Raw genomic sequence first — 13,842 nt, 5'->3', positions numbered from 1 at the left:
TCGCCCCCGCTTCCCACCGCGGCGACTACTGGATGACGGTCCAGTCCACTGGATTCCAGATCGAGGTGCCGTCGAACAGCTGGACCTGCCACTCGACGTGGTACTGACCTGTGGCCGCCGGAAGATGCAAGTGCGCATCCGGACAAAGGATCGTCGGCCGGTTCTGTGAGTTCGGTGGCGCGAGATAACAATTGCCCGGGAAGCTCATCGCCAACGGCTGCCCGTTGAGACTGGATGTCACATTCACCACATCGCTGCCGGGCGGCAACAGTAAGGCCACATCGAAGCGCTGGCCGCTGACGAAGGTGCTCTTGCCCGGCGAGATCGTCAGATCGCTTTCGGTGCCCTCGGAGTACGTGGACTCGATTTCCATGTGCACCGAATAATATTGGCCGTTCAGCTCTCCGTAGACCCACGCGGTGCTGATGTTGAAGCTGGGCAGGCTCGGCGCGGCGGTCGGCATGGCGTCCGACGCCGGCTCGTACCCGTTGGAGTCCTGGAAGGCGAAGGCAATCTGCCCCACCGGCGTGCCGTTGGGCAGCGGCTTGTTAGCCTGGCTCATGAACTGGATAAAGGCGAGGGAGTTGCCCGGCGATGCACTGGGCTGGACCGACACGCTGCGGTCGGTGGAAACCCCGTCGCTTTCGAAGGTCAGGGAGCCCACCGCCATTTTGAAACTCGCGTGCGGCTGCACGTAGTACCCGAAAGCGGGATCGCTAACGTCATCCGGAACATGGATGTCGTATTTGTATGAGCCCGTCACGAGCTGCCCCTGCGTCACCTGCCCGCCGAGCATGCCAGCGGGGTCCTGCACATTCGTGACTCGTGCTTTGACTTCGACAGTGACAAATTCCCCTGCCGATGCGGCAGCGGCCGCGGCGAGCAGAGCGGTACCCAATAGAAACTTCGCAGCGTTCTTCATGACTCTCCTTTTCACTATCGCCAACGTTGGCGGATGCGCTATCCCTGTTGCGCGGGAAAGTACGCCTCGCAGCGATGCGGAGTCAACCGAAGAACCGTGACCGATTCGTTCGTTTCATGCTAACGCCATCAACAACGCGATCAGCAAGATCAGGCTGACGACTTGCCAGAAGCGCACCGGATTGCGCTCATAGAGCGAAAGCCTGGCCAGCGACTGAGGGGCGGCGCGCATCGAGCCGTGCTCGAGCTCGAACGCAAACTCAACGGCGTCCGCATATCTGTCGCGACGATCCACGGCCAGGGCACGCGCCAGACAATGATCGAGCCAGGCAGGAAGATCCGGCCGATGTTTGCTGAGCGGCGCGAGCCGCCCGAAGCGTGGCTGAGCGAACGGTTCGATCTCACCGTAGGGATACGCGCCGCCGGAGAACATTCGATAGATGGTGACGCCCAAGGCAAAGATGTCAGAGCTCTCTTCCGCCGGCGCTCCGGTGAACAGCTCGGGAGCCATGTAGCTGCGCGTGCCTGGCGCTTCGAAGGACTCGGGCTCCTCGAACTGACGAAGTCGCGCGACGCCCAGGTCGATGAGCTTCAAGCCGCCGTTCGATTCGAGGATCACGTTCTCCGGCTTGACATCCCGGTGGACGATGCCAGCGCGATGCAGAGAAGCCAGCGCCTTGGCGAGCTTGATGGAAACATCCAGCCCCTGCGACAGCGACATCGGCGGACGACGCAACAAACGTCGCTCCAATGTTTCACCTTCGTAGTACGGCAGGACGCCATACAAACAAGTCCGCCGCCCATCGGCCGCGTCGAGCACTTCGGTAACGAACGGGCTCCTGACGTGACTCGCAATCCACAGCTCACGCAACAGCGCCGATCGGAGCAATGTTTCCAGACCAGGCCGAGGTTTGGGAAACTTGAGAATGACATCGCGACGTGCGCGTCGATCCAGCGCACGAAACACCCGCATATACATGCCGTCGGCGAGAACGTCGCCGAGCTCGTAATCGTCGATGACCTCGCCGGCGCCGGGCGCACTTCGCAAAGGCCACGCGGCGTTCGCAATCTCCAGATCCGCGAACTGTGTTTCAGGCAGCGCAAGAACATCGAGCACCAGCGCCGTCGCGTTGTCCGCGGCCGGATGACTCACCGCCTGTTCGACCAATTGGATCGCTGTTTCTTCCGGCGCCGCTCGCTTCGCCACCACGGCCAGGATTTCCGAGCGGGACAAGCGGCCGTGCACGCCGTCGCTACAGATGAGATACCGGTCGTGGACCTGCAACGTCTCGATGGCATGGTCGGCGCACAGCCTGCCTTCCCCGCCCATCGCTCGCGTCAGCACGCTCGTCGTGCCTGGCGCACCCAACGTGTGATCGGTGGTCAACAGCGACAGCTCGTTATCGCGCAATCGATAGATGCGCGAGTCCCCAAGATGGAGCACATGAGCCCGACGGCCGCACAGAACCAGTGCGCTCAAAGTACAGGCCATGCCATTGAGCTCCGGATCGGATCGGCCCATGGAATAGATCCAACGATTTACAGCGTCCGCCGCTCGCGCGCTGATGCGCGGGACACCGATGGTGATGGGCTGGCCGAGGCAGCCTTCGATGAAACCGCGAACCGCCAGCTCAGCGGCGGTCCGCCCACCTTTGGTGCCTCCCATGCCGTCGGCCAGCGCCGCAATGGCACCGATCGCGGGCTGACGCAGCGGCTGGCTGACGTAACACGCTGAGAAATCTTCGTTCTGCGGTCGCCCGCCGCGATGGGTGTGACTGCCGACGCCGACATGCAGGTCCCGGCCCGAGACTTGCACCACGGGGGCGGCTTCATTCGAAGACGAGACTCGAGTCTGTTCAGGGGGCATTTTGATCAGTCGGGATTTTTTCAAGGCGGGACATTTTCCCACGCTGCTGGCCGCCTTCTTCTACTTTGACATGAGCTTCATGGTCTGGGTGCTTTTCGGAGCGCTCGCCGTGCAAATCTCCGCAGACATCGGACTGAACGCGGCACAGAAAGGCTTCATGGTGGCCTTGCCCGTGCTCGCCGGCGCGCTGCTGCGCGTGGTGTTCGGCATTCTCGTCGATCGCTTGCGCCCCCGGCGCGCGGGCCTCATCGGACAGCTGATTGTCATCGCCGGCTTGAGCACCGCGTGGCTCGTGGGCATTCAAAGTTATAGCGGCACGTTGGCACTTGGATTGATCCTCGGCGTGGCAGGGGCGTCGTTTGCAGTGGCGTTGCCGCTCGCGTCGCGCTGGTATCCGCCACAGTATCAAGGCGTCGCTTTGGGCATCGCGGGTGCTGGAAATTCTGGAACCGTGTTTGCGTCGTTGTTCGCCCCCGGCCTGGCCGCGGCGCTTGGTTGGAACAACGTGCTCGGCCTCGCGGTCATTCCGTTGGCGGTGGCGTTTATTGTTTATTTCTTTGCGGCCAAAGACAGCCCGACGACTCCGCCACCGAAGCGATGGTCGGAATATCTTGCCACCCTGCGCATGAGCGACGCGTGGTGGTTCATGTTCTTCTATGCCGTCACGTTCGGCGGATTTGTCGGACTCGCCTCGTCGTTGTCGATTTACTTCAACGCCCAGTTCGGTCTCGACGCGGTGAAGGCCGGCTTCTTCACCGCTGGCTGCGTATTCGTCGGCTCGCTGGTACGCCCCATTGGCGGCGCGCTGGCCGATCGCATCGGCGGCATCAAGACGCTCACGATCATGTATGCCGTCGCGGCACTCATGTTGATCATCGTGAGCTTCGGGCCACGCAGCGTGCACACCGCACTGGCGCTGTTTGTTACGGCCATGCTGGCGTTCGGCATGGGCAACGGTTCGGTGTTTCAGCTGGTGCCGCAACGATTCCGTCACGAGATCGGCATCATGACCGGGCTGGTCGGCATGACCGGCGGCGTCGGCGGCTTTTTCCTCGCCTCGAGCCTCGGCCTTTCCAAGCAGCTCACCGGCAGCTATCAGACCGGCTTTCTCGCGTTCGCCTCGCTCGCGATCCTGGCGCTGATCGGGCTCACGAGCATCAAGCATCGGTGGCGCACGACCTGGGGTGCAGTGGGAGTTGCAGCCGCGCGCATTTGAGCGCGATCATCGGCACCTCGCATTGAAGCGGAAGGTGCATCGATGAACAGAGTTTTTGTCGTTCTCGCTCTCGCCTGGCTAGCGTCGCGCTCGGCATCAGCCGAAGACGGTGGTAGCAGCTCCTTCGACTGGGTCTGGCAGACGGTGAACCAGAACTTCTACAGCGAGAAGTTCAACGGCCTCGATTGGAACGCGATGCCGACCAAATATCGCGACCGTGCCATCCGCGCCGGCACGCGAGAGGAGCGCGCCGTCGTCATCAACGAGATGCTCGGCGAGCTGCATACATCGCACACCGCGTTCTATACGCCGGACTCGCCGGAGTATTACCACCTGCTGGGCCTGTTCCTGCCGATGAATGAGTGGCTGGCGAAAGCGACCGCCAGCGCTTTGACCGACGGCAAGGCCAGTTACTCCGGCATAGGAATATTCACCCAGACCGTGAACGGGCAGCAGTTCGTGAGAGGCGTGCACGACGGCTTGCCCGCACACAAGGCAGGGATTCAACTCGGCGACCGGCTCGTTTCCGTCGACGGCGCGCCCTTTCACCCGATCCGCTCGTTTCAGGGCAAAGCGGGTCAGTCCGTCGCCATCGTGGTGGAGCGGGCTCCGGGCATCAGCAAGACAGTGAACGTGGTGCCGGCCATGCTCGACGGCAGCACGATGTTTGTCGATGCGATGGAAGCCAGCACGCAAGTCGTCGCGCGCGATGGAAGAAACATCGGCTACATCCACGCATGGTCGTACGCGGGGCAGCAGTATCAAGACATTCTGGAAGGCGCCTTGCTGTTCGGCGCACTCAAGGATGCCGATGCCTTGGTGCTGGACGTGCGCGACGGATTGGGCGGCGCCTCGCCTTCGAACTTGAATATATTTACTCAGCGCTGCCTGGCGTGGACGGCCATCTCCCGATCGGGCGCGCAGAATACGCTGGGTTCCTGCTGGGCGAAGCCGGTGGTGCTGCTGACCGACAACCGCAGCACCAGTGGCAAAGAGCTGATGGCCTATGCTTTCAAGCGCGGCCGCGTCGGTTCAATCGTCGGCGCACGCACGGCCGGGGCAGTAATGGCGGGAACGATTTTCGCGAACGAAGCGGACGCCAGCCTGCTATATCTCGCCACCAAAGACGTGCGCATGGACGACGGAACGCGCATCGAAGGCCAAGGCGTTCAACCTGATATCGACGTGCCGTTCGAGTTGCCCTACGCGCAAGGTCAGGACACGCGACGAGAGCGCGCGTTCGACGAAGCGGTGCGCCTCATCAAACAGAAGGGTTAGTCGACCTCGAGCTCTATGCCGAGCTGCGCGAGTTTCGGCAGGGCGCGCTTGATCACGAACGGAACGCGCTGCTCGCCGCGATCCACGAGCAACGCGATCGAGCCTCCGTCGCTGACCACCTGCTGCAGGAATTTCTGATTGGTATCGAGCTGCAGCTCCTTGAGCCGAAGCAGAATGCGGACGTCCCATTCGGTGGCGCCGACCAGCGTAAGCAACTCTTCTTTGCTCGCGGGCAGCGTCGGGGCCGTCAAGCCACCGGTGCGATAGTTCTCGGCGAGCTCGTGCATCGATGTCACAGGTAACTGCGCGATCCAATAGGACTCGCTGTGCAATCGGTGCACACCGCTCTCCGTCACCGCCCCCGCGGCGAGCGTCTGGATCGGTTCTATCGCCAGCGCGCGTGTAATTTCCCGAGGATCCATCGTTGGATGTCTGATGCGGAGAAACAGGCGTGGCTCTTGCAGGCTCTGTTTCGGTTGCGGACGCGCTTTCATGACCCCACCTACTCCTTTCCAGCCGACGGACCAGCACAACTACACCATTTCCGGGACTTTTACACGCTTTTCGTTGGCCCACCCCGGGCGGTGTGGCGACGTGCAATCTCGTAGGCGACGAAGGCCTTGAGAAACGCGCGATTCTCGCTGGTCGCCGGCCAGTCGATGGTGAGCCGGGCCGAATCGCCGACCAGATAGAGCGCGTCTCCGGCAACGATCATTTCTTCAATCGCTCGCAGCTCGATGCTGCGCTCGATCGGAGCCGATCCCTGGCGGAACGAGACCGCGTCCTCGGTGAATGTCAGGCGCGAGTTGCCCATCAATGCGAGCAACACCGACCCAAGCACCAGAAATGCAAAGCCGAAGCTCACATAGTAAATAAAGCGGTCGCCGAAGAGTGGATAGAACAGTGCCGCAGCGACGGCGAAGATGACCACCATCGCGACCCCCAGCCCGAACCCTTCCTGGTTCGCGGCAAACCGTACACGAGTCTTTGTGCCGAGATCGTCAATCACGAGCGGCGACCCCTCGGGCAAAGTGGGCCGCTCCGTGATCTTGCCCGACACGCGCCAGCGCTCGGCCACATGCATGTCCAGCTCGTCGCTATCGCGCACGCTGCCTCGGCCATAAATGCGATTGTCGAAAGGCACACGCAACGCGGCCGACAGACGCTCGCCAACGCTCCGCGCCTGCCATTCATTTCCGTACTCGACGAGCGCGCCCTGCTTCACACCGGCGACACTCACTGCATATCGTGTCGTGTCTTTACGCCGCCGCCGGATGTGCCGTTCCGTGAGCTCGACACGTTTTATCTGCTCGAGCGGCAGCGACGCGACGGTGAATGCATAGAGAATTCCCCAGCGCTTGATGAGCACGCCCGCACTCTGATCGACGACGAGGAACCGCCGCTCGCCGGCCGCGAGTACACCGAAGAACCCGACACACACGCCGAAGATCAGCGAATCGAGCCCATCCGGCTCGCCCCCTTGCCAGATACAAAAGCCGGCGAGCGCCAGCAACAACAGACCGATCGGAAGACGCATACCGGCAAGGCCGCGAAGATCAATCCTCATTCCTGGTCCTCGTCCTCATCTTCATCTTCACTTTCGACCGGCGCCGCCTGCGCCGCAAAGCCGCCTGATTGCTTGGTGAGCACAAACGCACCGAGAGGCACCTCGCCGTCCGCTTCGGGGCGCAGTTCGATATCGAGCATTTCCGTGTGCTCGTCCGGGCGGCCGAAGTTGTGCGTGAGCCGCGCCGTGACGATGGTGGCGCCGTTGGGATTGATCCGGTCGGCCGCATAGACATTCGCGTCCACTGCGAATCGCCCGTCCGGCGCGCGTCGGAGCAAATATTCCTCCGGGCCGAAGCCGGAGGTCATGTCGTTCGACAACCGCCCGCCGATGGCCGTGAGCGGATTGTTATACATCGAGCGCTCACCGTTCGGTTCGGTCACCCAGAGATCGATGTCGGTGGCTGGCGTGTTCCATTCGATGACGACGCGCACGTCCACGTCCAGCGGAGCAATCAGCCTCGGGTCCAGAGCCGTGCTCTGTACGCCGAGCTTCTGCAATCGCGGAATCAGGGTGTTCACTTCCATGAGCGAAATGAGATCGATGCCGGCGTACGCCTCATCCCAGTCCGAGGAGATGACGGTATTGAGCAGCGACACCGCACGCTGCAAATCGCGAGCGGCCGCTTTGGGTGTTGCGTGCTTCGCGCGTTCGGCCAGCGCCAGCGCGAGGGCGCGCAGGGGCTGCGGGCGATCGGGAATCAGCTCGATGATTCGTTCATAGAGCCAGATGCCGCGATCGAACTGCCCGTAGCGCACCAGGCGACTGGCGACGACCATGAGCGTTTCATCATCCTTGGTCGGCAATTCGAGCGCCGACAACAGCATCTCCGTGGCGGACGCGGTCTTGCCCTGTCGCTGGAACCACTCCGCGACGTCCAGATAGAACACAGGCAACGAGCCATGTTTCTTTTCTTCGGCGGCGAGCACCCGTTCAAGCTGACCTTTCTTCGCCGCGTCGAGCGCCTTGAGATAAGGCCGACTGGGCTTCCACGGGGCCAGCTCGATGACCGCTCCATTCTCAGCGCTGGAGCTGCGCCTCATCCCGGTGACGGCGATCTCTGCAAGGTCCCCCGGAGCAGACGGGGAGAAGACGGATTCGCGCCTGCTGCCGCCTTCGGACGAGCGTGCGGTCGGGTCAAAGTCCTTTGCCCACCAGCTTTTCTGGTCTTCCCACTGATTAATGACATGAGCGAGATGTTGCTCGCGCCTCTCCCGCCGCGACTCGTCGGCTGCCTTCTTCATCTCCTCGTATTCAGCGCGCCATTCCTTTGGAAAGGTATTGGGAGGAGCGATGCGCGCTTGAATGTAGTCCGCGGGACCTTCCAGCACGATGAAGGCCATGTGCGGACTCGCCACATTGAAACGTCGGGAAACGCTGCGTAGCTCCTTGCGCCGCTCCAGCGCTGCAAGCTGCGTCACCCGATCCGCCGCCCAGAGCGCGCCCGCTCCGTCAAAGCGAACTGGGGCCGGACCGACCTGATAACGTCGCTCGACAACCTCCGACCCGCTGCCAGCGATGCGAACAAAGATGTCGCCAGCGGCGGGCGCCTCGCCGACAACCGCGAGTTGACCGCGGGGCGCGGGCAGAGATGCGAAGAGCAGCGCTGCCCCAGACGAATCGCGCACATCGACAACGGCCGGTGTTTCGTAGCTCAAGCGGGTCAGAACCTCGTCCGTCGAGTTCCGATCGAGACGCAGAACCGCATCGGCGGATCGTTTCATCACGTGCGCGAGGTACCCGATGTCCGCATCGCTCGCGCTGGTCACGGCGAACAAATTGCACTTGGGCGCGAAGGTCTGCCGGGTATCGATGGTGGCGATGCCATCCGAGAACAGCAGACAGGTGTCGGCTTCCGGAACTTTCGCCGCCTGCAACATCGCGAAGCTCGTGGCGCCTCGATACACGACGCGACGGAGTCGGGTTTCAACGGCCTCCGCGCTGGGGAAGGATTCAACGGTCGCCCCGGAGCTGTTGAACAGCACCACCTCGATAGCGCTCGCCCTGCTCGCCTGGATATAACGAGTGACGAGGCCGATCTCCGCATCGAGATCGTCATCTTTTCGAGATAACGAACGATCCCAGTAGAGCCGCAGCCGCTGCGATGAGGCGCGTGCTGCCGAAGCCACGGCGACCGTGTCGTTCAGTTGGAAGAACCGTCGACCGTTTGGATGGGTCGACGTGAGCAGCGGTTGTGCGAGCGTTGACGGGCCGAGGTGCAACTCGCCAGACAGCTGGGTATTTTTCAGCGACGCGCTCAGCAGGAAAGCGTCGCCCTGCTGCGTCCACTGCGCCTGTAGTTGCGAGGGCAACCGCAGCTGCGGTGCCGCCGTCACTCCCTCCGCACGGACCGTGAACGTCACCCGGCGCACCCGATGATCCGTCACAAGCGGCAACGTCCAGCCCTTGGTCGCATGAACGGGCGCGACAAACGTCATGCGAATCGTGCGTCCGTCTTCGACGATCGGATACACGCGGGTCGAGAACACATTGCTTCGGGAGACCTCTGCGAGCCCGGGATCCACCGTCCGACGAACGCGCTCCTCATACGAAGCCCGCGCTCGCGACGGCTCCGCCAGCACGCCGTCGACGAGGTTCTTCTCAACGTTGAGCGCGTAACCGATGACCGTTGCCTGTTCGGGGAGTGCGAGGGATAGGTCGCCCTCGAGCTCGTCGCGCGACGGGTTCTCGAAATGGATCCGCACCGTCGTACGCGCGACGGCGCCAACCACGCGAACATCGACTTGCAGCTCGCCGATCGGCAGGAAGCGCCGGCGCTCCTGATCGTCGATTCCGCGCTCGCGGGCCGCAAGCGACGGATTCGGCAGCTCGGGCGCGACCTTCGCTGCGCCCTGAGCGACCCCGATAAACATCAGCAAGAGGACGGGCTGAAACCGGAACTTGAGCATGGGCTCTCCCTGGAGATTCTGTTCCCTTTAGAAACGTACCCCAAACACCGAACGGGTTACAGCGCTTGCGGCATCTTCACCACAGCCGTCGCGCCGCCGCCACCCACGCTCTGGAAATATACAACGCTCTGCTAACAATCTTCCCTTCCTGAACGATCTCGCCCACAATAAGCAGGACTCGCAGCGTATCTCAGCATCTATAACGACATAACGCCGGGCAGTCATAAGTACGGAAACGGGGCGATCATGACGATGCGACAGATCTTTGCGTTCACGGCGGCGCTCGTGTTCTTCGCCGTTCCTGCCGTGGCGGACCAGGCTCGCATAATAAACATTCGCATCGACGGCACTCCCAAGTTCGACGTCGTGTATCACCGTGCGAAAACCAACGCGACCGGCGCGGTGATCGGCGGAATTATAGGCGCAGGCATCCAGGCCGGCATCGAGGCCGACCGCGACGGCGACAAACGCAAGGCGCTTGCAGCGCATGTCTCCGAGGATGTCTGGCAATCGGGCTTCGTGAAGACGTTGAGCGAAACGCTGCTCGCGAAGGGTTTCGAGCCCGTGTGGGTCGAAGGCAAGGATTCCCCCAAGGACGCGAAGGCCGACGTGTATCTGGTGCTGTTCCCCGCGTCCTATGGATTTCGAATGGTGGACTCGACGACGGAGCTGGTGTCGGCTTACGTCGAGTTCGAGGCGTCTTACGCCAGCAAGCCGATCGCGCCCCGTAAATCGTCGAAGGAGCCGTTCTACCTCACCGACCGGAAGCAGGCCGCTTACGACGAGTTGGCTAAAGAGACCTCAGTCCTGAACGGGGAAGTCGAAGCGGTGCTGTCGCAAGCGGCGCGTCGCCTGGCAAACAAGATCGTCTACAACGTCAAATAGGGAAGCTTCGTGAAACTACTCAAATACCTGGCCTTCGCGGCCGCCTTTCTGGTTCTGCAGGGCTGCGCTTTCACTAAGGCAACACTCGACGTCAAGCCCAGCCCCGATGTGCACGTCGCCGGCCCGCTCGGCGACGTCAAATCGATCGCATTCAACAATCCGCAACTGCTGGACTCGCGCGCCGACAAGGCCCGCATCGGCTGGAAGAAGAACGGCTTCGGCCAGAACACCGCCGACATCGTCAGCAAACAGCCGGTCGAGGACATCGTCGAGACCGCGGTCGCCAAAGCCCTCACCGATTCCAGGCACACCGTCGGCGACAACGGCGCCATCCAGGTGGTCGGCACGGTCGATCGGTTCTGGTTCGATCTGGACGTCAACATGTGGACGGTCAAGTTCGTCGGCGACGTGCAATGCACGCTGGATTTCATCGACGCTCAGACCAAACAATCCATTTATAAGTCGAAGTACTCCGGCAACTACTCCGACGAGAAAGCCGCCGGCCTGGAGAAGACCTGGACCATGGTCCTGAACAAGGCGGTCGATAAGCTGATCGAAATGATCGTGCTCGACGAGGAGCTGGCCGCGGCGTTGACCAAGCGGTCGACGCAACAGGTCTCGCAGGCCTCAGGCGAATAAATTGCTGAGCCGAAGCCACGGTGGGAAAACCACCGTGGTTTCACCAGCGTGCGTACGGATGCATGCTGAGATTGGAATTCAGATACCGAGGATCGTCCGTAACTTCGGTGTGTAACCAGTCAGGCCGCTCGAACGACTGACGTTCGTCCTCGAGCTCGACCTCCGCGACGATGAGCCCGGCGTTCTCGCCAAGAAACTCATCCACTTCCCAAGTGGTGCCCGCATGGTTGACCACGTGACGGCGCTTCTCCAGCAACGGCCCTTCGCACAATGACAGCATCTGCTCGGCATCCGCGAGCGGAATCTCATATTCGAACTCCGGCCTCGCCAGGCCTTTGGGCATCCCTTTCACAGTGAGATAAGCACGAGCACCCGTGATGCGAACCCGCACCGTGCGCTGCTTATCGCGATTCAAATATCCCTGACGGATCTCGAGCGGCGCCGCTTGCCGCCACCCTTCGCCGCGAACCAGAAACTTGCGTTCAATCTCAGTTGCCAAAACGTCACTCCCTCAGTGCTCACCGCGAGGATGGACGAGTCGCCGTGCCCTCTCAACGTAAGTATTTGGACCCGAGTCCGCAATACCAAAGCATTGTAAGCTCAACCCGCATCTCGTTCTCGCACCCTCACCAGCGAGGATCGGAACATGTCGCAAGCATCGCATTCGCGCGACTGGACCCAACCCGCGGCCCTCGCGATTCCGAAAGAAGGCTTTTTCACGCCAGAGCGCGGCCGCTACGGCCCCATCTATCCCCAGACCCCGGCGAACTATGGCTTCTCGATCGTCGCCAAGGTCAAGCTAGGTCGCGAGCAAGCCATCCGCGAGTACGGAAAAACTATCGAGGAGGCGGTGAAAGCGGATCCCACGGTGCTGGCACCGCTGAAACTCCACTACCTGCGCTGGCTGCTGTTCGATATCGGCTCGGGGATGCACTTCATGTATCAGGGCATTTTCGACACCGACTTCGACAAGTACGTCGAAGACGCGCTGGTGCTATTCGCCAAGACCGGCATCACCACAGTCTTCGTCAATCTGGAAGGCTGGCCGGAGGATTGGAAGACCAATGCGCCGGCAGTGATCCAGTTCTTCCGCGAGCACCAGTGTCCGAGCTTTCTCGAGTACGGCGAATATCCGTATGTCAGCGCCGATGAGATCAAGAAGGCGCTCCAGGTGAAAGCCCTGTTCTCGCAGATGCTCGATCAGATGCAGTGAGCGGGCCGATGCTCGAGCTCGACGACATCCAGCATTTCCTGATGACGCGACCGCATGCGATGGCGGCCCGCTACGAGTTCCTCTCGTTCCGCACGCCGAAGAGCGCGCAAACCTGGCTCAATGGCATACTGGACAAAGTCGGCACCGCCCGGAGAGTCATGGCAGCCGACGAGCTCGACACGCGCTGGGTCACAGTCGCATTCACCTGGAACGGCCTGCTTGCAACAGGCGTCGAGGATTCATTGCTCGCAACGTTCCCCGATGAATTTCGTGAAGGCATGGCCTCACGTGCGCAAATTCTCGGCGATGTCGGCCGCAACGACCCGAAGCACTGGGTCGGCGGGCTGGCCAGCAACGACTTGCACGCCATCCTGGTTTTGTTTGCTCGCGACGTCGAGCAGCGCGAGCGGTCCGTGCGAGAGTATGAGGAGTTCCTGGCTCAGTGCATTGGGGCGGAGCGCCTTTCATTCCTGAATCTGGCGGCCCTTCCACCGTACGAGTATTCGCACGATCACTTCGGCTACCGCGACCGATTGTCACAATGCGCGGTGGAAGGCGTGGACGAGGTTTGCAATCCAGGCTCGGGGCCGCCGCTCAAGGCGGGCGAGTTCTTCCTCGGTTATCCCGACGAAGACGGCGACGGCCCGCGCCTGCCCCAGCCGGAAATACTCTCGCGCAACGGCAGCTATCTTGCGTACCGACGGCTGCAAGAGCACGTGAGCGCGTTTCGCGAATTCCTCGAGCAGCATGGCGAGACTCGAGAAGAGCAGGAACGGGTCGCCGCGAAGCTGATGGGCCGCTGGCGCAGCGGCGCCCCGCTCGTTCTGGCGCCTGAGCGGGACGATCCGGCACTCGGAGCAGATCCGTTACGGAATAACGATTTCAACTACAAGACCATGGATCCGCACGGCTATGCCGTTCCGCTCGGGTCGCACATTCGCCGCATGAATCCGCGCGATACGGCCGTGAACATGAACCGACGCAAGATGATACGTCGTGGCGGAACGTATGGGCCGCCACTCCCGGAAGGCGCACCCGACGACGGCGAAGAGCGCGGCATCGCTGCCTTCATCGGCTGTGCGAGCCTGGTTCGCCAATTCGAGTTCGCGCAAAACGTGTGGGTGAACGATCCGAAATTTCACGAGCTGGACAACGAGCGCGATCCCATCATTGGTGCGCATGACGGTACCTTCGAGATGACGATACCGAAGCGGCCAGTGCGTCGGAAGCTCACCGGCCTGCCGGCCTTCACCACCGTCCGGGGCGGTGCTTATTTCTTTCTCCCCGGCATCCGCGCGCTGCGGTTCCTCGCTTCAGGAGCACGAGCGCAGTCGGCAATGTAAATCG

Annotated in this window: 12 protein-coding genes; 6 read left to right on the top strand and 6 right to left on the bottom strand. The window is 61.9% G+C overall.

From position 1 onward, the window contains the following. Positions 1-25: 25 nt before the first annotated feature. Both ACFPN2_RS19335 and ACFPN2_RS19330 read right to left on the bottom strand, forming a co-directional pair. Positions 26-922, bottom strand: a complete 897-nt coding sequence (locus ACFPN2_RS19335) for a hypothetical protein (RefSeq protein ID WP_380599439.1) — start codon at positions 920-922, stop codon at positions 26-28. 114 nt (positions 923-1,036) lie between these two features. Then, on the bottom strand, positions 1,037-2,740 hold the full coding sequence (locus ACFPN2_RS19330) for a bifunctional protein-serine/threonine kinase/phosphatase (protein ID WP_380599437.1): 1,704 nt from the start codon (positions 2,738-2,740) through the stop codon (positions 1,037-1,039). A 49-nt stretch (positions 2,741-2,789) separates the two neighbouring features. On the opposite strand from ACFPN2_RS19330, the gene ACFPN2_RS19325 reads away from it, so the two are divergent. Together ACFPN2_RS19325 and ACFPN2_RS19320 are read left to right on the top strand one after the other, a co-directional pair. After that, positions 2,790-4,004 carry a nitrate/nitrite transporter gene (locus ACFPN2_RS19325; RefSeq protein ID WP_380599435.1) on the top strand — a complete coding sequence of 405 codons (1,215 nt, stop codon included), beginning with the start codon at positions 2,790-2,792 and terminating at the stop codon, positions 4,002-4,004. Between the two features lie 42 nt (positions 4,005-4,046). Further along, positions 4,047-5,282, top strand: coding sequence for a S41 family peptidase (locus ACFPN2_RS19320; protein WP_380599433.1), 1,236 nt, complete (start codon positions 4,047-4,049; stop codon positions 5,280-5,282). On the opposite strand, the gene ACFPN2_RS19315 is transcribed toward ACFPN2_RS19320, so the two are convergent. The 3 genes from ACFPN2_RS19315 to ACFPN2_RS19305 are packed head-to-tail and all read right to left on the bottom strand — an operon-like array spanning position 5,279 to position 9,758. Further along, on the bottom strand, positions 5,279-5,776 hold the full coding sequence (locus ACFPN2_RS19315; RefSeq protein ID WP_380599431.1) for a hypothetical protein: 498 nt from the start codon (positions 5,774-5,776) through the stop codon (positions 5,279-5,281). The two genes, ACFPN2_RS19320 and ACFPN2_RS19315, sit on opposite strands and share 4 nt — an antisense overlap. A gap of 59 nt (positions 5,777-5,835) precedes the next feature. After that, complete coding sequence (locus ACFPN2_RS19310; RefSeq protein ID WP_380599429.1) at positions 5,836-6,849, bottom strand: hypothetical protein; 1,014 nt, start codon at positions 6,847-6,849, stop codon at positions 5,836-5,838. Next, positions 6,846-9,758 (bottom strand): VIT domain-containing protein, encoded by a 2,913-nt coding sequence (locus ACFPN2_RS19305; protein ID WP_380599427.1) that lies wholly within the window; start codon positions 9,756-9,758, stop codon positions 6,846-6,848. The genes ACFPN2_RS19310 and ACFPN2_RS19305 overlap by 4 nt, the downstream gene beginning before the upstream one ends. A 246-nt stretch (positions 9,759-10,004) precedes the next feature. Between ACFPN2_RS19305 and ACFPN2_RS19300 the strand changes: the two genes are divergently transcribed. Together ACFPN2_RS19300 and ACFPN2_RS19295 are read left to right on the top strand one after the other, a co-directional pair. Further along, positions 10,005-10,643, top strand: coding sequence for a hypothetical protein (locus tag ACFPN2_RS19300; RefSeq protein ID WP_380599425.1), 639 nt, complete (start codon positions 10,005-10,007; stop codon positions 10,641-10,643). Between the two features lie 9 nt (positions 10,644-10,652). Next, on the top strand, positions 10,653-11,282 hold the full coding sequence (locus tag ACFPN2_RS19295; RefSeq protein WP_380599423.1) for a YajG family lipoprotein: 630 nt from the start codon (positions 10,653-10,655) through the stop codon (positions 11,280-11,282). 40 nt (positions 11,283-11,322) lie between these two features. On the opposite strand, the gene ACFPN2_RS19290 is transcribed toward ACFPN2_RS19295, so the two are convergent. Beyond that, positions 11,323-11,781, bottom strand: coding sequence for a CYTH domain-containing protein (locus ACFPN2_RS19290; RefSeq protein WP_380599421.1), 459 nt, complete (start codon positions 11,779-11,781; stop codon positions 11,323-11,325). Positions 11,782-11,928: 147 nt separating this feature from the next. Here ACFPN2_RS19290 and ACFPN2_RS19285 point away from each other — a divergent pair, with 147 nt between their 5' ends. Together ACFPN2_RS19285 and ACFPN2_RS19280 are read left to right on the top strand one after the other, a co-directional pair. Beyond that, positions 11,929-12,495 carry a hypothetical protein gene (locus ACFPN2_RS19285; RefSeq protein WP_380599419.1) on the top strand — a complete coding sequence of 189 codons (567 nt, stop codon included), beginning with the start codon at positions 11,929-11,931 and terminating at the stop codon, positions 12,493-12,495. A gap of 8 nt (positions 12,496-12,503) precedes the next feature. Then, positions 12,504-13,838 carry a Dyp-type peroxidase gene (locus ACFPN2_RS19280; protein WP_380599417.1) on the top strand — a complete coding sequence of 445 codons (1,335 nt, stop codon included), beginning with the start codon at positions 12,504-12,506 and terminating at the stop codon, positions 13,836-13,838. Positions 13,839-13,842 lie beyond the last annotated feature (4 nt).

It is taken from the genome of Steroidobacter flavus, from assembly GCF_042651805.1.
GTDB classification, from domain to species: domain Bacteria; phylum Pseudomonadota; class Gammaproteobacteria; order Steroidobacterales; family Steroidobacteraceae; genus Steroidobacter; species Steroidobacter flavus.
The sequence above is the reverse complement of the archived record's forward strand: the minus strand, read 5'-3'. Positions and strand labels throughout refer to the sequence as shown.

Bases quoted from the DNA above. Each gene is read 5' to 3' on its own strand.
- ACFPN2_RS19305 (WP_380599427.1), bottom strand. From the start codon at position 9,758: ATGCTCAAGTTCCGGTTTCAGCCCGTCCTCTTGCTGATGTTTATCGGG.
- ACFPN2_RS19280 (WP_380599417.1), top strand. From the start codon at position 12,504: ATGCTCGAGCTCGACGACATCCAGCATTTCCTGATGACGCGACCGCAT.
- ACFPN2_RS19310 (WP_380599429.1), bottom strand. From the start codon at position 6,849: ATGAGGATTGATCTTCGCGGCCTTGCCGGTATGCGTCTTCCGATCGGT.
- ACFPN2_RS19285 (WP_380599419.1), top strand. From the start codon at position 11,929: ATGTCGCAAGCATCGCATTCGCGCGACTGGACCCAACCCGCGGCCCTC.
- ACFPN2_RS19300 (WP_380599425.1), top strand. From the start codon at position 10,005: ATGACGATGCGACAGATCTTTGCGTTCACGGCGGCGCTCGTGTTCTTC.
- ACFPN2_RS19335 (WP_380599439.1), bottom strand. From the start codon at position 922: ATGAAGAACGCTGCGAAGTTTCTATTGGGTACCGCTCTGCTCGCCGCG.
- ACFPN2_RS19320 (WP_380599433.1), top strand. From the start codon at position 4,047: ATGAACAGAGTTTTTGTCGTTCTCGCTCTCGCCTGGCTAGCGTCGCGC.
- ACFPN2_RS19315 (WP_380599431.1), bottom strand. From the start codon at position 5,776: ATGAAAGCGCGTCCGCAACCGAAACAGAGCCTGCAAGAGCCACGCCTG.